Annotated in this window: 19 protein-coding genes; 1 reads left to right on the plus strand and 18 read right to left on the minus strand. The window is 30.3% G+C overall.

Going from position 1 to position 23,124, the window contains the following annotated elements; translation table 11 throughout:
- Nucleotides 1-51: 51 nt before the first annotated feature.
- Nucleotides 52-2,607 carry a calcium-translocating P-type ATPase, PMCA-type gene (locus AC4FQ1_RS03555; RefSeq protein ID WP_303128405.1) on the minus strand — a complete coding sequence of 852 codons (2,556 nt, stop codon included), beginning with the start codon at nucleotides 2,605-2,607 and terminating at the stop codon, nucleotides 52-54.
- Nucleotides 2,608-2,760: 153 nt separating this feature from the next.
- Here AC4FQ1_RS03555 and AC4FQ1_RS03560 point away from each other — a divergent pair, with 153 nt between their 5' ends.
- Nucleotides 2,761-4,401: a putative manganese-dependent inorganic diphosphatase gene (locus tag AC4FQ1_RS03560; protein WP_303128404.1), complete on the plus strand. Its 1,641-nt coding sequence runs from the start codon at nucleotides 2,761-2,763 to the stop codon at nucleotides 4,399-4,401.
- 44 nt (nucleotides 4,402-4,445) lie between these two features.
- On the opposite strand, the gene AC4FQ1_RS03565 is transcribed toward AC4FQ1_RS03560, so the two are convergent.
- From AC4FQ1_RS03565 to murG, 17 genes are all read right to left on the minus strand, one after another.
- Nucleotides 4,446-5,084, minus strand: coding sequence for an HAD-IB family hydrolase (locus AC4FQ1_RS03565; RefSeq protein WP_491168936.1), 639 nt, complete (start codon nucleotides 5,082-5,084; stop codon nucleotides 4,446-4,448).
- Between the two features lie 123 nt (nucleotides 5,085-5,207).
- A complete protein-coding gene (locus AC4FQ1_RS03570; protein ID WP_303128401.1) occupies nucleotides 5,208-6,398 on the minus strand; it encodes a pyridoxal phosphate-dependent aminotransferase in 1,191 nt (396 codons plus the stop codon).
- A gap of 15 nt (nucleotides 6,399-6,413) precedes the next feature.
- Nucleotides 6,414-7,235, minus strand: a complete 822-nt coding sequence (locus AC4FQ1_RS03575) for a PHP domain-containing protein (RefSeq protein WP_303128400.1) — start codon at nucleotides 7,233-7,235, stop codon at nucleotides 6,414-6,416.
- 120 nt (nucleotides 7,236-7,355) lie between these two features.
- Nucleotides 7,356-7,745, minus strand: coding sequence for a DUF1292 domain-containing protein (locus tag AC4FQ1_RS03580; RefSeq protein WP_303128399.1), 390 nt, complete (start codon nucleotides 7,743-7,745; stop codon nucleotides 7,356-7,358).
- 141 nt (nucleotides 7,746-7,886) lie between these two features.
- Nucleotides 7,887-8,597: an MIP/aquaporin family protein gene (locus AC4FQ1_RS03585; RefSeq protein ID WP_303128398.1), complete on the minus strand. Its 711-nt coding sequence runs from the start codon at nucleotides 8,595-8,597 to the stop codon at nucleotides 7,887-7,889.
- A gap of 89 nt (nucleotides 8,598-8,686) precedes the next feature.
- The gene (gene dhaT / locus AC4FQ1_RS03590) at nucleotides 8,687-9,844 is read right to left on the minus strand and encodes a 1,3-propanediol dehydrogenase (RefSeq protein ID WP_303128397.1); all 1,158 of its coding nucleotides are present in this window, start codon (nucleotides 9,842-9,844) and stop codon (nucleotides 8,687-8,689) included.
- A gap of 44 nt (nucleotides 9,845-9,888) precedes the next feature.
- Nucleotides 9,889-10,320, minus strand: a complete 432-nt coding sequence (locus AC4FQ1_RS03595) for a GlcG/HbpS family heme-binding protein (RefSeq protein ID WP_491146755.1) — start codon at nucleotides 10,318-10,320, stop codon at nucleotides 9,889-9,891.
- Between the two features lie 18 nt (nucleotides 10,321-10,338).
- Nucleotides 10,339-10,854 (minus strand): cob(I)yrinic acid a,c-diamide adenosyltransferase, encoded by a 516-nt coding sequence (locus tag AC4FQ1_RS03600; RefSeq protein WP_303128394.1) that lies wholly within the window; start codon nucleotides 10,852-10,854, stop codon nucleotides 10,339-10,341.
- 18 nt (nucleotides 10,855-10,872) lie between these two features.
- Complete coding sequence (locus tag AC4FQ1_RS03605) at nucleotides 10,873-11,235, minus strand: glycerol dehydratase reactivase beta/small subunit family protein (RefSeq protein ID WP_303128393.1); 363 nt, start codon at nucleotides 11,233-11,235, stop codon at nucleotides 10,873-10,875.
- A 6-nt stretch (nucleotides 11,236-11,241) separates the two neighbouring features.
- Nucleotides 11,242-13,074: a diol dehydratase reactivase subunit alpha gene (locus AC4FQ1_RS03610; RefSeq protein ID WP_303128392.1), complete on the minus strand. Its 1,833-nt coding sequence runs from the start codon at nucleotides 13,072-13,074 to the stop codon at nucleotides 11,242-11,244.
- Nucleotides 13,075-13,097: 23 nt separating this feature from the next.
- Nucleotides 13,098-13,520, minus strand: coding sequence for a diol dehydratase small subunit (locus AC4FQ1_RS03615; protein ID WP_303128391.1), 423 nt, complete (start codon nucleotides 13,518-13,520; stop codon nucleotides 13,098-13,100).
- Nucleotides 13,521-13,541: 21 nt separating this feature from the next.
- On the minus strand, nucleotides 13,542-14,117 hold the full coding sequence (locus AC4FQ1_RS03620) for a propanediol/glycerol family dehydratase medium subunit (RefSeq protein ID WP_303128387.1): 576 nt from the start codon (nucleotides 14,115-14,117) through the stop codon (nucleotides 13,542-13,544).
- A 17-nt stretch (nucleotides 14,118-14,134) separates the two neighbouring features.
- Nucleotides 14,135-15,799 carry a propanediol/glycerol family dehydratase large subunit gene (locus AC4FQ1_RS03625; protein WP_491146753.1) on the minus strand — a complete coding sequence of 555 codons (1,665 nt, stop codon included), beginning with the start codon at nucleotides 15,797-15,799 and terminating at the stop codon, nucleotides 14,135-14,137.
- A 249-nt stretch (nucleotides 15,800-16,048) separates the two neighbouring features.
- Nucleotides 16,049-16,804 (minus strand): response regulator, encoded by a 756-nt coding sequence (locus AC4FQ1_RS03630; RefSeq protein ID WP_303130908.1) that lies wholly within the window; start codon nucleotides 16,802-16,804, stop codon nucleotides 16,049-16,051.
- Between the two features lie 5 nt (nucleotides 16,805-16,809).
- Nucleotides 16,810-18,063 carry a sensor histidine kinase gene (locus tag AC4FQ1_RS03635; RefSeq protein WP_303130910.1) on the minus strand — a complete coding sequence of 418 codons (1,254 nt, stop codon included), beginning with the start codon at nucleotides 18,061-18,063 and terminating at the stop codon, nucleotides 16,810-16,812.
- A gap of 177 nt (nucleotides 18,064-18,240) precedes the next feature.
- A complete protein-coding gene (gene nifJ / locus AC4FQ1_RS03640) occupies nucleotides 18,241-21,753 on the minus strand; it encodes a pyruvate:ferredoxin (flavodoxin) oxidoreductase (protein ID WP_303130911.1) in 3,513 nt (1,170 codons plus the stop codon).
- Nucleotides 21,754-22,050: 297 nt separating this feature from the next.
- Complete coding sequence (murG, locus tag AC4FQ1_RS03645; RefSeq protein WP_491148124.1) at nucleotides 22,051-23,109, minus strand: undecaprenyldiphospho-muramoylpentapeptide beta-N-acetylglucosaminyltransferase; 1,059 nt, start codon at nucleotides 23,107-23,109, stop codon at nucleotides 22,051-22,053.
- Nucleotides 23,110-23,124 lie beyond the last annotated feature (15 nt).

Genomic DNA, 23,124 nt, shown 5'->3' on the forward strand with positions numbered 1-23,124 from the left:
AATAAATAATTTTTCTAAAAAATACTCTTAAATTTAATTTTATAATTTTAATTATTTTGATTTTATATATAAATAAACACTATTTATAAATGCTATTACTCCAGAGAATAATAATACTATCATCCAATGATTAAGCATAAGTGGTACTGTATGGAATATAGAGCTTAAAAATGGTACATATAAAATTGAAAGTAACATTATTACTGATACTAAAACCGCTCCAACTAAATATGGATTTGTAAATAATTTTATCTCAAATATTGAATGTCTCTCTGATCTACACTCAAATACATGAAATAACTGTGACATTATCAAAGTTGAAAGTGCTATTGTTCTACAAGTTTCAAGATCCATTCTATAAAATCTTCCAATCATAAAAGCTAAAAGTGTACAAACACCTATAAGGGTTCCTCTTATAATTATCTTTTCTGTAAGTCCTCTTGCAAATACACTCTCTTTCTTTTCCCTAGGCTGTTGTCTCATTATATCACTATCTGCTGGATCTACACCAAGCGCAATAGCTGGAAGTCCATCAGTCGCTAAATTTACAAATAAAATTTGAATTGGAGTAAGAGGATTTGGCAACATAAATATTGTTGCTAAAAACATTGTTAAAACTTCACCTAAATTACATGATAAAAGATATCTTATAAATTTTCTAATATTATCATATATATTTCGTCCTTCTTCAACAGCAGCAACTATAGTACTAAAATTATCATCCATAAGTATCATTGATGAAGCCTCTTTAGTAACATCAGTTCCTGAAAGTCCCATAGAAATACCAATATCAGCTTCTTTTATGGCTGGAGCATCATTTACCCCATCACCTGTCATTGCAACAATATTTCCTTTCGATTTAAATGCCTTAACTATTCTAAGCTTATGACTTGGAGATACTCGTGCAAATACTCTAACTGAATCTATTTTGCTGTAGAGCTCTCTATCAGTCATTTTTTCTAAATCCTCTCCAGTTAACACTTGACTTTCATTTTTGCATATGTTTAAAGATTTTGCTATAGCAAAAGCTGTTTTTTGATGGTCACCTGTAATCATTACTGGTTTTATTCCTGCAAGCTTACATTTTAATACAGCATCTCTTGCTTCACTTCTTGGGGGATCTATGCTTCCAGCAAGTCCTATAAAGATTAAATCACTTTCAAGTTTTTCACTTTTCATTAAATTATCAGCTTTATAAGCTGCTGCAATACATCTTAAAGCTCTAGAAGACATAGCTTCAATTGAATTAGTAATCATCTTCTTTCTTTGATAAGTAAGTGGTTTTACTATTCCATCTTCATATATATAATTACTCTTTTCTAATATTCTCTCTGGAGCACCTTTTACATAACATATTTCTTTTCCATTTTCCTCAACTATTACAGACATCATTTTTCTAGTTGAATCAAAGGGAATATCAAACACTCTTTTTACATCCTTAGTAAAATTTTTTAAATCATCTACATTTTTAAAGAACATTCTAACTAATGCTGTTTCTGTTGGATCTCCAAATAATGCTCTATCTATTTTTTTACTCTTTTTATCAATCTGACAATCGTTACAATGTACTAATGCAGATTTTAACTTTAATATACCTCTAACATTATTTATATCTTCTTTTTCTAATTCGATTATTTTTCCATTTAAATATACTTCTTTTACTGTCATTTTATTTTGAGTAAGAGTTCCTGTTTTATCAGAACATATTACAGACGTACAACCTAATGTTTCAACAGCTGGTAGTTTTCTAACAAGGGCATTTCTTTTAAGCATTTTAGATACACCAAGTGCTAAAGCAACAGTAACTATTGCTGCAAGTCCTTCTGGTATTGCAGCTACAGCTAATGAAACTCCAAGTAAGAACATTTCTCTAACTTCATTTCCTCTTATAATTCCAAGTACAGTAACTATTATACATATAGCTAAACAAATAACTACTAATATTTTACCTAGCGAATCTAGCTTTTCTTTAAGAGGTGATTTATCTTCTTCTATATTTTGTAGCAGATTTGCTATTTTACCCATCTCTGTCTTCATTCCAATTTCTACTACCTTAAAAAGTCCTTTTCCTTTTAAAACATTTGTTCCCATAAATCCTAAATTATTTCCTTTGTTACAATCTTTATTAATTCCTACTGATTCTCCTGTTAACAAAGATTCATCAACTACTATTCCAGAAGCTTCTAAAAATTCTCCATCTGCTGGTATTCTATCACCAGATTCTAATATAACTATGTCACCTATTGTTAAATATTTAGAATTAATAACCTTTATTCTTCCATCTCTATAAACTTTACAAGTAGGTGCCGCCATATCTTTTAAAGCTTCTAAGGATTTTTCAGTTTTAAATTCTTGAAAAAATCCAAGTAATGCATTAACTATAACTATAATAAGTATTGTTATTGCATCTGCCGTATCTCCCATAAAACCTGATATAATAGTTGCACCTATAAGAACCCAAACCATAAAATCATTAAATTGAGATAATAATATTTTTATAGGAGATGATTTACCTTTTTGTTCTAATTCATTTAATCCAAAGTTTTTAATTCGCTTCTCTGCTTCTTTTGTTGTAAGCCCTGGAATTATATTTTGTTCCTGTATCACCTTAAGAATTCCTCCTTATTTAAGCATTCTTATATATATATATTTAAAATTTATTAACTTATGAAAAGTTTTAATTAAAGTTACTGCTTTACTTTTTGTTATTTAGGTCGTACAATTATACTGTAAATTCATAAGATAAAGGAGGTAATGTCTTTGAAGAATGTAGTATATGTTACTGGACACAAAAATCCAGATTCAGATTCAATATGTGCTGCCATCTCTTACGCAGAGCTTAAAAATAAAACTGGTAATATTCCAGCTATTCCTGTAAGACTTGGAAATGTTAGTAGAGAAACTCAATTTATTTTAGACTATTTTAATGTTGAAGCACCTGAATTTTTAGAGACAGTTAAATTAAAAGTTGAAGATTTAAAAATAGATAATATCAGCCCTATATCACCTGATATATCTTTAAAAATGGCTTGGAATATAATGAGAGATAAAAATATTAAATCTATTCCTGTAGGTGACCATAAAGACCACCTTATAGGTTTATTATCAATTTCAAACCTTACATCTTCTTACATGGACATATGGGATAACAAAATATTAAGCAAGAGCGAGACAAGTATTGATAATATAATTGATACTTTATCTGCAAAAGCTTTATACATAAATGAAAATGTTAAAGTATTTCCAGGTAAAATCTGCGTTGCTGCTATGCAACCAAATTCAATGAAAGAACATGTAGATGAAGGTGATATAGTAATTGTTGGCGATAGACCTGAAATTCATGAAGAAGTAATTAACGAAAAAGTTTCTTTAATGATTTTAATAGGATCAAGTTCATTAAGTGATGAGCTTTTAGCTAAAGCTAAAGAAGCTGGAATAACAGTTATTTCTACTCCACATGATTCATTTACAGCTTCAAGACTTATAATTCAAAGTATCCCAGTAAGATACGTTATGGTTAAAGATGATATCGTATCCTTCTCTACTGATGATTTAGTTGAAGATGTTAAAGAAACAATGCTTGAAACTAGATATAGAAGCTATCCTGTAGTTGATTCTGAAGGAAAAGTTATTGGTACTATTTCAAGATACCACTTAATCTCAAACTTCAAGAAAAAGGTTATTCAAGTTGACCATAACGAAAGAGGTCAATCAGTACCTGGTCTTGAAGAAGCAGATGTTCTTGAAATAATAGACCACCATAGAGTTGCTGATATCCAAACAAGTAACCCTATATTCTTCAGAAACGAGCCTATAGGAAGTACATCTTCTATAGTTGCTAAATGTTATTTTGAAAATGGAATAAGACCATCAAGAGAAATTGCTGGATTATTATGTGGTGCTATAATTTCTGATACATTATTATTCAGAAGCCCAACTTGCACAGAACAAGATAAATATATTTGTAATAAACTTGCTGAAATAGCAGGAATAAATTTAGAAGAATTTGCAAAAGAAATGTTTAAAGCCGGTACTTCACTACAAGGTAAAACAGTTGAACAAATATTCAACCAAGACTTCAAACCATTTACTATTGGAGATACTAAAATTGGTGTAGCTCAAGTTAATACAATGGATATTGAAGGATTTATGCCTTTAAAAGATGATATGTTATCATACATGAGCAAAAAAGCTGAAGAAGGCGGATTTGATATGCTTATGTTATTATTAACTGACATATTAACTGAAGGATCACAAATACTTGTTGCAGGAAAACAACCTGAAATAGTTGAAAAAGCATTTAAAGTAGAACTTAAAGATTCTATGGCATTTTTACCAGGAGTTCTTTCAAGAAAGAAACAAGTAATACCACCACTTACAAATTCAATAATAAATTCATAAAAATAAAACCATGCTATTTTTAGCATGGCTTTATTTTTTTTCTCTTATTTCCATTTAAGTATTTCTATATTATTCTTTTTCTTAAAATTTATAAGATATGGATGTCCGACTAAATCTAAAAGAGGTTTATCTGATAAAGAATCAGAAAACATATATGAATCTTTAAAATCAACTTCTATATTATCTTTCTTTAATTCTTCCATTAATCTTCTAACTTTTTCTTCACCCTTACAATTATATCCGTCCATCTCTCTTATGAATTTTCCATCTTTAAATTTAAACTTAGTTCCAATAATCTTGTCTACCTCTTTGAAACTATAAAACTCATTTAAATAAAATTCTGGTGATGCTGATATTAAATAAATTTTATAACCTTTTGATTTTAATTCTCTCATCATTTTTATAGCATCTTCATACAATATATTGCTAAGTACGTCACTATAAAACTCTTTAACTATATATGATAATTCCTTTTCTTCTATACCATCTATAAATTTAAGAAAAGTTTCTTTAACTTTCTTTTCATCATATATTCCTATACCATACATAATACCTGAAAATATTGCTCTTGGAAGAAATTTAATATTTTTCTTATCCTTATGTATCATATATTTAAAAAATTGCATTAATGTTTCTTTTTTTGTTATTGTAAAATCAACATCGAATATTCCTAGCTTTACCATATGTTCCTCCAAATATTTTTTCTATATATATTATATACTATTTATTAAACTTATTTAATTAAAAAATAAAATTTATAAAAAATGATTAGCTTTCAATTTTTAAAGCTAATCATTTTCAAATATTTATAGAGAATTAATAAAACCTTCTATTCTGTCTAATCCTTCTTTAATATTTTCTATTGAAGTTGCATATGAAAGTCTTATATATTTATCAAGTCCAAATGCAATTCCAGGAACTACTGCAACACTCTTCTCTTTAAGCAATTCTCTTGAAAAACTAATAGAATCAGTTATCTTTTCTCCATTAACTTCTTTTCCATAAGTACTTGATACATTTACCATTATATAAAACGCACCTTTTGGTATTATATAATCTATTCCTTTTATTTTATTTAATCTCTCAACCATATATAATCTTCTCTTATCAAACTCTTTAACCATTTCCTCAACTGATTCTAAAGAATTTTTAAGAGCTTCTATAGAAGCATATTGTGTTATTGAATTAATGTTTGATGTCATATGACTTTGTATACTAACCATATGCTTAATAACTTCTCTATTTGAAGCAGCATATCCAACTCTCCATCCAGTCATAGCTGATGATTTTGAAAGTCCATTTATTACTATTGTATTTTCATACGCATATTCTGAAAGAGAAGCTATACTTATATGCTTTTCTCCATCATATATTAACTTCTCATATATTTCATCTGATATTATTATCAAATCATTTTCTTCTGCAAATTTTGCAATTTCTAAGAGTTCTTCTTTAGAATAAACAGCACCACTTGGATTATTAGGACTATTTATAATTAAAGCTTTTGTTTTATCTGTTAAAACTTCTTTTAGGCAATTTTCAGTATATTTATAACTATTGTTTTCGTTAGTATTTACTAAAACAGGAACACCACCTGAAAGCTTAATAAGTTCTGGATAACTAACCCAATAAGGCATTGGTACTATAACCTCATCTCCTGGATTTAATATCGCCATAAAAGCATTTGCCAAACATTGTTTTGCTCCATTACTTACTATTATTTGATCTATTTTATAATCTAAATTATTTTCTTTTTTTAGTTTTTTACATATCTCTTCTCTAAGATTTTTTACTCCAGCAACTTCTGTATATTTAGTCTTTCCTTCTATCATAGCACAATTAGCTGCTTTTAATATATTTTCTGGAGTATTAAAATCTGGCTCTCCAACTCCAAAACTAATTACATCAACACCACTTTCTTTTAATTCTTTAGCCTTTGCTGTAATTTCTAAAGTTATTGATGCTGAAATTCCTTTTGCTCTTTGTGATAATTTCATTTAACTTCCCCTTTTCTACTTATTGCCTTTATTATTAATTAACTTATTTAATAAATTTTCATCTATACCTTCATAGCCTATGCAAATTTCTTTATTATATCCTCCGTGAAAATCACTTCCACCTGTTATGGATAACTTATATTTTTTACTTAAATTATAAAATAAATTTACTTGATCCTTTGAATGACTTGGATGGTAAACTTCGATTCCATTTAATCCATAACATTTTAATTCTTTTATAATTTTTTCTACTGCCATACTTTTATATATTTTGCCTGGATGTGCTAAAACTGCTATTCCACCAGCCTCTTTTATAACCTTAATAGCATCTTTATAATTTAATTTTTCACCTGAAACATATGCCGGCTTTCCTTTTAAAAGATATTTTAAAAACGCCCCTTTAAAATTCTCCTCATATCCCTTTTTAACAATTTCATTTGCAATATGAGCTCTTCCAATAGATAAATTATCTTTTATAATATCATCAATATTTAAATATATTCCTTCATTTTCAAGTTTATCTATTATACTTTTTGCTCTTTTTATTCTAGATTTTTTTAAATTATTTACTACATCATTTAAATTTTTATTATCTATATCTATAAAATATCCTAATATATGAATTTCAAATTCATATATTTCACTACTAAACTCTATACCAGGTATAACATTAATTCCATCATTATTTCCTCTAGTTATATATTGTGAATCAATAGAATCATGATCTGTTATAGAAATATACTTAACTCCATTGTTTTTAGATACTTCTAATATTTGTTCTGGTGTTAGTTTGCCATCAGAAAAGGTGGAATGTAAATGTAAATCTGCGTACTTCATATAATTACACCATCCTTATCTATATAATGACTATACCACTTTTAAATTTATATGTAAATTAATAAAATCTTATAAATATTTCAAAAAAAGAGTGGCAAAATACCACTCTATCTTTTAATATTAGTCTTCTGCTAATACTTCCTCATAATAAGCTCTAACTTTATCAAACTCAGCTTCATCAGGTACTATTAGTTCTTCATTTTCTTCTGAAACTCTAAATAAATATACTGAATCATCATCCATATTTTTAGCTAAAACATATTCATTTTCTTCAAATTGAAAAGCATCTATAATTGGACATGATACTGTATTTCCTTCATCATCTACTAAATCTACTACAAAATGATCATGATGGTCTTCTCCACATCCACATCCTTCTCCATGCTCATGGTGATGTCCGTGTCCTCCACAACATTCATGGTTTTCATCGTGATGATGTCCTCCACAACACTCATGTTCTCCTTCATGATTGTGATTTCCACATCCGCATTTATTTAATTCTTTATCCATTTTCATTCCTCCTTATAATTAAGATACATTACTTAACATTATATTTTAATTGTAACCTTATTTAAGTTAAAATAAAAGCTAAATTTAAAACTTTTCTATTTATATAATATATACTATAAAAAAAGTGGTTTAAAAACCACTTTAAAATATAATTCCATATACTATAGCAGATACTATAGCTCCTAATATAGGTGCTACAACTGGTATCCAAGCATACTTCCAATCTGATCCACCCTTACCTGGTACAGGTAATATAAAATGAGCTAATCTTGGCCCAAAATCTCTTATAGGATTTATTGCGTATCCTGTTGGACCTCCTAAACATAATCCTATAGCCCATATAAGTATTCCTATAGCTAAAGGTTGAAGCCCATCAACAAAAGGACTTGATGATATACCTAATATTCCAAACATTAATAAAAATGTACCTATGAATTCAGTTATAAAATTCCACTTTGGATTTCTTATTTCTGGAGCTGTACAAAATACTCCAAGTTTTGTAGCTTTATCTTCTGTAGCCTCAAAATGATTATAGTATGATAATAGAACTAATGTAGCTCCTATAAAGGCTCCTATAAATTGAGCTAATATATACATTGGCACTTGACTCCAAGCAAAGTTACCAGTAACAGCTAAAGCTAAAGTTACTGCTGGATTAAAATGTGCTCCACTTATAGTTCCAAACATAAATACTGGAACAGCAACAGCAAACGCCCAACCTGATGCAATAACCATCCATCCTGAATTAAAACCTTTAGATTTCTTTAAAACAACGTTTGCAACTACTCCATCACCTAATAATACTAATATAGCAGTTCCTATAAGTTCAGCCATAAATGTTCCTAAATTCATTAAAAACTCCTCCTGTTGTAATAAATTATGTCATTAAAATAGCCCCTTTATTTATTAAAGCTAAAGGGGCTTTATGTTATAACTTATAATTAGTATGCAGCTTTAAAGATATTGATTATATCTTGCTTATTTCCTTTTCTTGGGTTTGAGAAAGCATTTCCATCTTTTAAAGCCATTTCAGCCATGTATTCGAAATCTTCTTCTTTTATTCCCATATCTCTTAATCTAGCTGGAATTCCGATATCAGTTGAAAGCTTGAACATAGCATCTATTGCTTTTTGTGCAGCATCCATTACTGATAATCCTTCAATATTTTCTCCCATGAATTCAGCTATATCAGCGAATTTTTGAGGGTTTGAAATTAAGTTATATTTTTCAACGTGTGGTAAAAGCATTGCATTTGCTACACCGTGAGGCATATCATATAATCCACCTAATTGGTGAGCCATAGCATGTACATATCCTAAGTTAGCATTATTAAATGCCATACCAGCTAATAATGAACCGTAAGCCATGTTTTCTCTAGCTACTAAGTTTTCTCCTAAAGCAACTGCTTGTCTTAAGTTATTTGATATTAATTTTATAGCTTGGATTGCAGCAGCATCTGTTACAGGATTAGCATCCTTTGATACATATGCTTCTACAGCATGAGTTAATGCATCCATTCCTGTTGCAGCTGTAAGTCCTGCTGGCTTACCAACCATTAACATTGGGTCATTGATTGAAACTAATGGTAAGTTTCTCCAGCTTACGATAACAAACTTAACTTTTGTTTTTGTGTTAGTTATAACACAGTGTCTTGTAACTTCACTAGCTGTTCCTGCTGTTGTATTAACTGCAACTATTGGAGGAAGTGCATTTGTTAATGTTTCAATTCCTGCATAGTCATAAAGATCTCCTTCATGAGTTGCTGCTATACCGATACCTTTACCACAGTCATGTGAGCTTCCTCCACCAACTGTAACTATCATATCACACTTTTCATCTTGGAATATTTTTAATCCATCTTTAACGTTTGTATCCTTTGGATTTGGTTCAACTCCATCGTAATAAGCAACTTCTATTCCTGCTTCTCTTAGATATTTTTCAGTTAATTCAACTGCTCCACCTTTTAATCCTCTTAAAAATTTATCTGTAACTATTAAAGCTTTCTTTCCACCTAATATTTTACATCTTTCACCAACTACTGTTATTGAGTTAGCTCCCATAAAGTTTACGCTTGGTACTAAATAATCGTACATTCTCATCTTTAAATTCCTCCTAGATTTGTTTATATATTAATTTTAAAATATTAATATTCTTTACTAAAAGCATCAACTGCAGCTTGTGCAATGGCCATATCTTCTTCGACAGTTCCACCACTTACTCCAACTGCTCCAACAACTTGTCCATCAACTATTATTGGGAATCCACCACCAAATGGTACGATTCTTTGATTGTTTGTAAGTTGTAATCCGTAAAGGCTATCTCCTGGTTTTACAACATCTGCAATTTCATGACTTCCTTGTTTTAAACAAGCTGCTGTATAAGCTTTATTTATAGCTATATCAATGCTTGTTATGAATGCATCTTCCATTCTGTGCATTAACATTAAGTTTGCACCCTTATCTACTGCAGCAAATATAACTGGAACATTCATTTCAGTTGCTTTTGCTTCAGCTGCTTTTGCCATTTCCTTTACTATTTCTAAACTTAACTCTTTAACTTCATTTAACTTTTTCATAGTAATCAATATCCTCCTTTACATTTCTTCAAAATATCTTGCTATTGCAAAAAGTGTATCTGATAAACGATTTATATATTTTGAAACTTCTTCCCTTAAAGATTCTTCTCTCTTTAAAGTTATTATTCTTCTTTCAGCTCTTCTACATACTGTTCTTGCTATATGTAAGCTTGCTGATATTTCATTTTTTCCTGGTATAACAAATTCTCTTAAAGGACCTGTTATTTCCATATATTTATCTGTTAGTTTTTCTAAATATTCTATATCTTCTTTAGTAACTATTTCTTTTAAATATTTAATTCCGTTTTCATCACTTGCAAGTTCAGCACCTAAATTAAATAATTTTTTTTGTATATTTCTAAGCTCTTCTCTTTGTTCTGTTAATTGAATTTTTGAGTAAGCAAAACCTATTGATGATATTAATTCGTCTACAGTTCCATATGCTTCAACCTTTAGACTATCTTTATCAACTCTGCTTCCTCCAAATAGTGCTGTAGTTCCTTTATCACCTGTTTTTGTGTAGATTTTATACATATTAATTACTCCTTAATATTATTTAAAAGCTATACCTTTAACTAATCTTCCTGCATTTGAACCTAGATCTCTTAATTTACTGTTATCATCATCTAAGTTCATAGTAAATAAAGGTTTATCTTTTTCTAACTTATTTAGTGTTAAAGTTATTTTGCCCTTACTATCAATTCCTATACCAACTAAAAGTTTAGATTGCATTGATGCTAAATGACTAAGTTCTTCAGAAGTATTACATTCTTTAGCTTTTAAATCAAAAGGTATTCCTTCTTCTTCTATTCCCCATAATACTTCATCTAATCTACTTAAATCTTTTAAATCATTTGAATAATATACATATATACTAGGAACTTCATACTCATAAGCTTTCATTACCATTGCCATACTAAATTACTCCATTTCATTGCAAGATAATATAAGTCCAGTAGCAACAGCATTTCTTGGTCCCTCTGTTCCTCTTATGTTTCCACGACCTGCTACTACACCATATTGTGATAATGAATCTGTAACTAATTGAGGAGTTTCAAAGTCTAATGATGATCCACCAACTAATACTACAAATTCAATGTCTCTTATATTTCCAGTTGGTGAAACTATACTTAAAGCTCTTAGGCAATTTGTTACAAATACCTTTTCCTTAGCTCCTCTTCTTATAGTTCTTATTTTTTCTATAGAAGTTTGTCCATCTATCGGAACTAAAGTTCCATCTTTTATTATTACAACTTTTGAAAATACTGATGGATCTAAAGGCTCCTTAAAGAATTCAACAGTTCCATCCTCATGTCTTATATGGAAAAGACTTTCAACTTTAGCTAATGGATATTTTTTTATATCTTCTGCTAAATTAAATGAATCAAGTCCTAATTCTGATTTAATAAGCATAGTTACCATATTTCCAGCACCAGCTAAATGTATTGATGAAATTTTTCCTTCTTTATTTATAATTGATGCATCAGTAGATCCTGCCCCCATATCTAATATAGCAAGCGGTGTACTACTTCCTGGAGTTGTAAGTGCTCCACGAATAGCCATGTCAGCTTCTACTCCACCAACTTCTACTGGTACATTAAGTTCTTCTCTTAGCTTATCTGCTATCATTTGCATTTGTAGTTTATCTGCTTTAACCATAGCAGCTATTCCAACTGCATTTTCAAGTGAAAACTCCTCTGCAAGACCACCCTTTACTTTTTGTGGGATAAAAGTATCAACTGCTAAAAGGTCTTGTATTTTTATATCTGATATTTTTTGCTTAGTAAGATTAGCCATAACTTGTCTTACTCTTTCAAGCATTCCACCAGCATTTGTACCAGCTTCTCCCTTTACATCTTGTATTGGTACACAAGCTCTTACAGCATCCATTATTTTTTCTGCACCGTGTTCTACATCTACACTTTCTTTACGATTTAACCCATCTATATTTATACATCCTGCTGGTATTTTCTTTTCTTGAACATCTCCTTTTGGAGTTTTAATTACTACGGCTGATCTGTTTCCTATAAGAGCTCTTGATATTGGAACTATCATTTTTGTTTCTTCAGCTGTTAAATTAAATACTGTTGCTATACCATAAGGATTAGCTAGACTTTCAACTACTTCTCCTTGACCGGCAACTTCTACAGCAGCCTTCATATTAACTGGCACTTTTTCAAGTAACATAACTTCATCTACAATAGGAATAGTATTATCTAATCTATTGTTTATAAGTACTCCGTCATCTCTTTGAACTATTGCTGCTGTAATTTTTATGCCTCTTCTTGTAGCATGATTTATTCTAGCTGCTGCTTCTAGGAAATTTATTTTGCTTAATATAAGTGGTATAAATGCATCATCTTCTGATAATTCATTTTCATTTATATTTTCTAGGTCTTCTATATATATAGTTTTTCCTGTTCCAATTCCTATTCCACCTGGTGTTTGTGGGTTATGTCCTATCATTGTTGACTCTGTTATTATAGTTTCAGTTATAGTTTCCATAGCAACATCACCTATAACTGGAGCTGCTTCATTTATTCTAACTAAATCTAAATTATCAAGAGTTAAAGATACTTTTTTTAATGCTTGTTTTAGGGAATCAAATACACCTTCTATATTTTCTTCAGTACCTTTTATACCTGTTGTAGGAACTATACCGCTTGAAAGAAATTCTATTTTTCCATCTTCTATTTTTGATAATGCTGTTTCCGTAGTAGCATTACCAATATCAACACCTGCTACTATTTTCATACTTTCCTCCTGAAAGAAATAAATTATTCTTGTCTTAATTTATTTCTCTTTTCGTATACTTCTACTGCTTCTCTTACGAAATCTGCATTAACTTTTGCTCCATATACATTTTCAAGTTCATCTGCAATCTTTAAAAGATCTTCTTTAGTTGAACGAAATGGTCTTAACGCATTGTACATTTCAAGTATTCTATCATCTGGAACTTTTATAAGTTCAGCAGCTCTTCTAAGGTTTCTTGCTATTGCAGCTCTATTCATACCTTCAGCTATTTGAGCTTGCATTTCTAATGTTTCAGGTGATATTCTAACGTCTTCTGGTTTAATATCTCCATTTAATATATTTTCTAATGTTATATCATTTAAATTTTTTCCAGTTGGTGTGCTTATATCCTCTGGTCTTTTAGTTGCTAAAGGGTAATCTTTAGGTCCCATTTTTTTCGCTTCCATTAAGTCTCTCTCCTTATCCTTTTAGAATTTAACTTCTATTTGTACTGGTTTTGCTCCATTTACTACATGCTTAGTTTCTTTTATATGGTATAATGCTGCTATTGCCATAAATTTTGGTCTAGCCATTTGGTCATTTTTTGTAGGTACTGGAGTTGGTGATTCTCCTTTTGCATATTTAGCTGCATTTTTACCGATTAATCTAAAAGTTTCTAATGTTAATAATGGTGCTTGTGGGAATAATTCTAAGTTATTTAAAGGAAGTAAGTCTTTTTGGTGAATTACTGTTGTTCCTTTAGATTGAATTCCTATACCAATTCCTGATCCACTTAATTTTGCTGCATCATTTGCTATAAATGAAACATCTGATGTTCTTAATATTCTAACAACTCTAGCATGTAATCCTTCTTCTTCAATACCTGCTATAAGTTCTCTTAAAATATCTTTGTGATCTATATTAACTAATGTATGATGTTGAAATTTTTCAAATGCTGGGGCAAGTCCAATCACAACCTCATCCGCTCTTGTTCCAACTTTTGCTTCTCCTACTTCTGTAAGAGTAAGCTCTGGCATAACAAATTTATTTGCTCCATTTTCCATATGTATACCACCTTTTCTTATTCAATATCTTCTGGTTTTATTACGTTAGGAATATTTTTAATTTCTTCCCATCTTTCTTTACTTAATCTGTATCCTGTTCCTGGTCCTTTATAGTCATTTACATCATTAACAGCACTTATTACATCAAAATCTCTATCAAGTATTGCTGATGTTTGAAGATAATCTCCAGTAACTCTTTGCTTAAGCATATTTAATATATTGTTTGCTACATCTTCAAATCCATTTGAACCTAAAGCTTTAACAATATCTAATCCTGTTATTCTTTTCTTAAGCATTTCTTCTGCAGCCTTTAAATCTTCAACTACATTTCTTTCTGGCATATCTTTACTTCCATGTGCATAAGTTGCAGCTATAACTTCTTCATCAGTTATTTTAGGGAATCCAAGCTCTCTAAATACTACTTGAATAGCTTTTGCAGCTTTATTTCTTATTGCAATTGTTTCCTCTTCTGATACTGGTCTTAATCCACCATCTACCATTAAGTCTCTTTGAAGTACATTATAATCATCAAAATCTTCCGCATCAAAGTTTGAACCTGCAAACATGTTATCATAGTTTGGAACTGCACTATATCCTGAGAATATAAAATCTGTTCCTGGAAGCATTTGCATTAATGTTCTAGCTGTTCTTCTTATATCTGAATGTGAGAATGTTTGGTCATTAGCTGATGCTACTTCTATATCAAGCATTGAAGCTATTAAGTTTTCAGCAAGTACTGCTCTTATTCCTGATGGAACTGCTCCTGTCATACCTATACAACTAACTGCTCCATTTTGAAGTCCTTGAACTCCAGCTCCTTTAGTTATGTAAATACATCTTGATTCTAAGTAAAGCATTGATTTACCTTCTGCATATCCCATTAATGCTTCTGAACCAGTTCCTGATGTATATCTCATTTTAAGTCCTCTTGAAGCATAAGCTGATGCTAAAAATGCTTTTGACCATGGAGTATCATCTCCATCTGTAAATACTGATTCTGTTCCATATACTGAAACTGTTTCTGCATAACTTGTAAGTCCTCTCATTCCAAGATCAAGTTCTGTAGCTTCCTCAACTGAACATTGAGTTAATACTCCAGGACGACCAACTTGTGAACCTATAAGTATTGCTAATGCATTAAATGGTGCATATCTTACTATACCAACTGTAGTTTCTTGTTCTGAGAAACCTCTTATACCAGCTTCTGCTGCATCTGCTGCAATTTGTACTGGATTATCTTTAAGGTTTGTAACGTGACATTGGTTTGATGGTGTTTTTCTAGCTCTCATCTTTTGAAGTGCCATCATCATCTCAACAACATTCATATGAGTCATAACTTCAACAGCCTTAGCTGGAGTTATTGCTGTAGTTATTTTAACTATTTCATCTCTACCAACATTTATATCTACTAATTTTCTAGCTATTTCAACTGAATCTAATTTCATAGCTTCTTCTGCATTTTCTAAATTTATTGCATAGTCAGCTATGAATCTGTCTATCATATCAAAATCTTCTCTTTTTTTACTATCTAATTCTACTACTATTCCATTTTCTATTTTTATAGATGACTTTGGATCATTAGGACTTTCCATTGCTATTAGACCTTCATCAGCCCATTCTCCAATTAAACCATCTTGATTTACAGGACGTTTTGCTAAAGCTTCAAATCTTTTTGATTTCACTGTAAAATTCCTCCCTCAGAATATAATTACGTTATATAATTGCATTTGTTATTTTTTTATCGATGTATACATTTTAATATAATTAAAATAAAAATCCATTAAAATTTATTGTCTTCTTCTATGACTATATTGTTTACTTTTTATCAACGAAAATAGTACTTTTTTGTCTTTTAGAAAAACTAGAACTTTTTTGCTATTCATATAACAATAAAAGGGAATGTATAAAATTTTATACATTCCCTTTTATTGTTATATTATTTCTCTATATCTTTTAGGCGTTAAGCCTTCACTTTTTTTAAAGACCTTTATAAAATAACCGCAATCCTCAAACCCCAAGTCTAAAGCAATATTAAGAATAGGAGTGTCCGTTGTCTTCAATACTTCCTTTGCATATTCTATTTTCTTATTATTTAAATATGTATTAAAATTTATTCCCATTTCTTTTTTGAATAACTTACTAAAATAACATGGACTCAAATTACAAATAGATGCTATTTTATCTAAAGTTATGTTTTCTTTAAAGTTATTCTTTATGTAATCTATTGCTGTCCTAATCTGATTATTATTAGAATTTGAAGTTTTATTATTACCTTCTTTATTTTGAACAGTATTATTGAATTCATTATAATCGTTAATTTTATAATTAACAATTATCTTTTCAATTATATCACATATTTTTTTAGGATTTATTGGTTTTAATATATAATCATCAACTCCAAAGCTTACTGCTTTTCTAACTATACTTAAATCATCATGAGCAGTTACCATTATTATTATCTTATCTTTATTGTATGCTTTTATTATTTCAGTAGCTTTACATCCATCTATACCTGGCATTTTTACATCCATTATTATTAAATCAGGATTATATTTTTTATCTAAATCAATTGCTTCCCTGCCATTTGATGCTTCTGCAACTATACTTAAATTATCTATTGATCCTAATATTACTCTTAATGCTTCCTTTTCTAAACTTTCGTCATCAACTATCATCACTTTTAACATTTTTATCAACTCCAGCTAAAACTTCTATCAAAAAACTTTATTTTTATAATAGTTCCTTCCCTAACTTTACTAATTATATCTATTTTATAATCTTCACCATAATAGTTAGCCATTCTTTTATTTACATTATTAATTCCTATTTTATCTAAATTATTATCATATTTAGTTTCTAATTCCTTTTGTACTTCATATAATCTTTCTTCTGTCATTCCAACACCATTATCCTTTATAATAATACTAAAACCATCTTCTTCTTTTTCAGAATATAATAAGATTTTTCCACCTTCTTCTTTATTTTCAATTCCATGAACTATAGAATTCTCTACAAATGTTTGTATAGTCATAAATGGAACTTTTTTTTCTATAAATTCATTATCAACTTTAATATCATAATCTAATCTTTTTCCAAATCTCACCTTCTGAAGACTTAAATATGATTTTATATATTCTAGTTCTTCTTCTAAAGAAACTATCTTATCAGATTTTTTTAAAGTGTATCTTAACATGTTTGATAAATTATAAATTACTTCTTGTGTTCTAGTTGCATTTTCAATTATAGCTAAAGATGAAATGCTATTTAAAACATTAAATAAAAAATGTGGATTTATTTGAGATTGAAGCGCTTTAAGTCTACATGCTTCATATTCTTTTTCTAATTCAGCTTTTTCTCTCTTTGCTTCTATTATTTTTATATTTTTATCATTCAATTCCTTTTGAGCCATTTTAAGTACAGCTTCTTCAACTATATAGTTGCTTATATGAAACATCATATTTGCTGTAGCTTTTATTTTTTCAAACTCAACTATCGGTAATTTTCTATAAGCCTCTAAAAATTTTTTATTTTCTTCATTATCTAAGTCATTTAATTTATCTTTAGTTGATACTATATCTTCTAATTCTAAATTATCTTCTTTTGCTAACACTTGTCCTGCCATTACGGAACCTAAATATTGTCCGTCAACTATTATAGGTGTAGCAAAATCAATTAGACCTTTATGACATTTATATATATATGGTTTTTCAAGCCTTGCTGCTTCAAGCCCTCCTCTTGAATCACACCTTTCACATAATTCTGAATATGATTTTTCTTGTCTCATAAGATTACAGAAATCACTACATTTACTATGTTTCGTCGCGGGTTTGCCTTTATAATCTACTGTTATTATTGATATTCCTGTTGCTTCTGCAATATCATCTTGAATTTTTTGAAATATATCTATATCTATGACATCATTCAAATGTAGAATTTTTTTACCCATATTAATCTCCTATTACAAATAAACTTATTTAATAAATTTATTTTTTAAGCTTTTAAATTTTATTAAATACTTATTTATTATACTTTGCAATAACGATAAATTTCAACATATTTTTTAATCTTAATAAAAAAGACTAGATAAGAATTAACTTATCTAGTCTTTATATTTAATAAGCTATTATTTTCCAGCTAATTTCTTGTAGCCTTCTAATCTTTCCATAGCGTCATTATAAGTCTTTTCAAATAAAGCATCAGCAGCTTCTGGGAATGCCTTAGCAAGTGAAGCATATCTAACTTCTCCCATTAAGAATTCTTTGAAATCTCCCTTTGGCTCTTTTGAATCTAATGTGAATGGGTTCTTATCAGTTCCCTTTAATTGTGGGTTGTATCTGTACATAGCCCAGTATCCACATTCAACAGCTCTTTGAGCTTCTAATTGGCTGTTACCCATACCAATCTTAATTCCGTGGTTAATACATGGTGCATAACCAATGATTAATGATGGTCCTGGATATGCTTCAGCCTCAGCTATAGCTTTAAGAGTTTGGTTCTTGTCAGCTCCCATTGCTATTTGAGCAACATATACATATCCGTAGCTCATTGCTATCATACCAAGATCTTTCTTCTTAGTTTTCTTACCTGATGCAGCAAATTTAGCTATTGCAGCAGTTGGAGTTGATTTTGATGATTGACCACCAGTGTTTGAGTAAACTTCTGTATCAAATACAAATATGTTTACATCTTCTCCTGATGCTAATACGTGGTCTACTCCACCAAATCCGATATCGTATGACCATCCGTCTCCTCCGAAGATCCATTGTGATGGTTTTACTAAGAAGTCTTTTTCTTTTAAGATTTCTTTAGCAAATTCATTATCTAATCCTTCTAAAGCAGCGATAACTCTATCAGCTCTATCTCTAGTTCCTTCTCCGATTTCAACTTTTTCAACCCAAGCTTTAAGAGCTTCTTTAGCTTCTCCTTCTTCTAATGATTCGATAGCTAAGTTAGCTTTTTCAACTAATCTTTCTCTTATAGCTTTTGCTCCTAAGAACATACCTAATCCGAATTCAGCATTGTCTTCGAATAATGAGTTAGCCCAAGCTGGACCGTATCCTTTATGGTTAGTTGTGTATGGAGTTGAAGGTGCTGATCCTCCCCAGATTGATGAACATCCAGTAGCATTTGCTATCATCATTCTGTCTCCGAATAATTGAGTTATAAGTTTAGCGTAAGCAGTTTCTCCACAACCTGCACAAGCTCCTGAGAACTCGAATAATGGTTGTTCAAATTGGCTACCCTTAACTGTATTTTTGTTCATTGGGTTCTTCTTAACTGATACTTCATGTGTTACGTAATCCCAATTAGCAGCTTCTCCTTCTTGAGTGTTAGCTGGCTTCATAACTAAAGCTTTTCCTGGAGCTGGACAAACTTGTGCACAGTTTCCACATCCTGTACAATCAAGTGGTGAAATAGCCATTGTGTAGTTCATTGGCTCTTCTGTCTTTAATGCTCTAGCAGCAACAATCTTTAATCCTTCTGGAGCATTGTTGCTTTCTTCTTCAGTTAATAAGAATGGTCTAATTACAGCATGTGGACATACATATGAACATTGGTTACATTGGATACATTTATCCTTATCCCATTCAGGTACATTTATAGCTATACCTCTCTTTTCAAATGCAGCAGTACCTTGTTCAAAAGTACCATCTTCCATTCCATCGAATGCTGATACTGGAAGTTCAAATCCTTCTTGTCTATTCATTGGATCAACAATGTTTTTAACGAATTCTGGTCTTGGTCTTCCTTCTTCTTTAACTTCATCTTTAGCATCTTTCCATGTTGCTGGAACATTAATTTCAACAATTGATTCAATTCCTTTATCAATAGCTGCATTGTTCATATCAACAACTTTTTGACCTTTTTTACCGTATGAAGTTACAACGGCATCTTTAAGATATTTAACAGCGTCTTCTACAGGGATAATGTTAGCTAACTTGAAGAAAGCTGATTGCATTATCATGTTAATTCTTCCGCCTAATCCGATTTCTTGAGCTATCTTAACAGCATTTAAAGTGTAGAACTTAATGTTGTTTTCAGCAATATATCTCTTATATGAAGCTGGTAGATGTTCTTCTACTTCTTCTGGGCTCCAGATAGTATTTAATAAGAATGTTCCATTCTTCTTTAATCCTTCTAGAACATTATATTTGAATACATATGATTGGTTGTGACAAGCTACGAAATCAGCTTTATTTATTAAGTAAGGTGATTTAATTGCTTTCTTACCAAATCTTAAGTGTGATACAGTTATACCACCTGATTTTTTTGAGTCATATGAGAAATATCCTTGAGCATACATATCTGTATGGTCTCCGATGATTTTTATAGCACTCTTATTAGCACCAACAGTACCGTCTGATCCTAATCCCCAGAACTTACAAGCTGTAGTTCCTTCTGGAGTAGCATCGATATCTTCATGAACTTCTAATGAAGTGTTAGTTACATCATCAACTATTCCTATAGTGAATCCATTCTTTGGTTCATCTTTAGTTAAGTTTTCATATACTGCAGCGATATGACCTGGGTTTGGATCTTTTGATCCTAATCCGTATCTTCCACCAACTATTACAGGTGCATTTTCTACTCCGTAGTATGCGCTCATAACGTCTAAGTATAATGGTTCTCCATTACATCCTGGCTCTTTAGTCTTATCTAAAACAGCAATTTTCTTAACTGAAGCAGGAATAACTTTCTTTAATCTTTCAACGTCGAATGGTCTGTAAAGTCTTACTTTAACAACTCCAACTTTATTTCCGTTAGCATTTAAGTAATCAACTGTTTCTTCACATACATCTGTACATGATCCCATTGCTACGATAATTCTATCTGCATCAGCAGCTCCATAGTAATCGAAACAGTGATATTCTCTTCCTGTTAACTTAGTGATTTCAGCCATATATCCTTCAACGATATCTGGAACAGCATCGTAGAATTTATTAACAGCTTCTCTTTCTTGGAAGTAGATATCAGGGTTTTGAGCAGTACCTCTAGTTACTGGGTGATTTGGGTTTAATGCTCTATCTCTGAATGCTTGTAATGCTTCCATATCAACTAATGGTTTTAATTCTTCTTGATCTAAAACTTCAATTTTTTGTATTTCATGTGAAGTTCTGAATCCATCGAAGAAGTTACAGAATGGAACTCTTGATTTAATAGCTGATAAATGTGCTACAGCTGATAAATCCATTACTTCTTGAACTGATCCTTCTGCAAGCATAGCAAATCCAGTTTGTCTTGCAGCCATAACGTCTTGGTGATCTCCAAAGATGTTTAATGCTGAAGTAGCTAATGCTCTAGCTGATACATGGAATACTCCTGGAAGTAATTCTCCAGAAATTTTGTACATGTTAGGAATCATTAATAATAATCCTTGTGATGCAGTATAAGTAGTTGTTAATGCACCAGCTTGTAATGATCCGTGAACTGCTCCTGCAGCTCCAGCCTCTGATTGCATTTCCATAACCTTAACTGGTTGACCGAAAATATTTTTTCTTCCTTGCGCTACCCACTCATCAACGTGCTCTGCCATTGGTGATGATGGTGTTATTGGATAGATAGCTGCAACTTCTGTGAATGCGTAAGATATATGAGCAGCAGCTGTATTACCATCCATAGTTTTCATTTTTCTCATCGCGTGACCCCTCTTTCTGAAAATAAAAATCAACTTTTTAAATTCTTTTGTGTATCAATAAAAAGCTAGGAACTTCTTATTAATCTTATATAAAATAAAATTATATATTATAGCAATAATAAATGCATAAAATACAATTTTATTTAATATCTGTTTAAGTTTAATGTTAAATTAATAAATAAATTAACTTAACACAAACTTTCTCTTTTATTATATAACACTATTTTAAATTTGCAAGAGTGTCATAAGCTTTAATACACTAAATTTTAGTGTTAATTTTTTAACTTTTATTTTTTCTTATCTCTTAGCTGTAATACTACTTTTTATCACATTTATAATCTCTTTAACTCCGTCATTCATCTTACTATTTTCCATATTTTTAATAAGTTCTTGTTCATTTTCTTTTAACATTTTTATTCCCTTTAAAATTCCGTCCTTTTGAACTTCCTCTTCTTGCATAACAATTGAAAATCCTTCTTTCTTAAATGAGTTTGCATTCAAGATTTGGTCTCCCCTACTTGCATTTTTTGAAAGTGGAATTAATAGTGTTGGTTTTCTAAGAGCTAAAAATTCAAATATTGAGTTTGCTCCTGCTCTTGAAATTATATAATCTGCATAACTCATTAAATGGCTTAACTCCTCGCTTACATACTCAAACTGTTTATAACCTTCAATATTCTTCATGCTGTCACATATATTACCTTTACCACAAATATGAATAATATTATTAAATTTCAGAATATTATCTATATTCTCTCTTATGGCGTCATTGATTACTTTTGAGCCCAAACTCCCCCCCATTATTAATATTACGTCTTTTTCATTTTTAAAGGAACAAATCTCTTTCCCTTTTAACTTTGAACCATTTAAAATTTCTTTTCTTATAGGACTACCAGTCAATACCCCTTTATTATTTTTAACAAACTGTAAACTCTCCCTAAATGTTACACATAATTTATCACAAAATGGTGATGCAAGCTTATTTGCAAGACCTGGTGTAATATCTGATTCATGAGAAACTACTGGTATTTTAAGCATAGAAGCAGCTATAACAACAGGAACTGTAACAAATCCCCCTTTTGAAAATATAACATCTGGTTTCTCTTTAGATAATATTTTTCTAGCTTGAACTATTCCTTTTAATACTTTAAAGGGATCTGTAAAATTTTTAACATCAAAATATCTTCTAAGCTTTCCTGAAGATATTCCGTAATAAGGTATATTGTTTGATGTTATTATTTCTTTTTCTATACCATCTGTACTTCCTATGTATTTTATTTCAAATCCTTCTTCTTTTAATGATGGAACTAATGCTAAATTTGGAGTAACATGACCTGCTGTTCCCCCACCAGTCATTATTATTTTATATTT

This window comes from Clostridium sp. TJA020 (assembly GCF_058310295.1).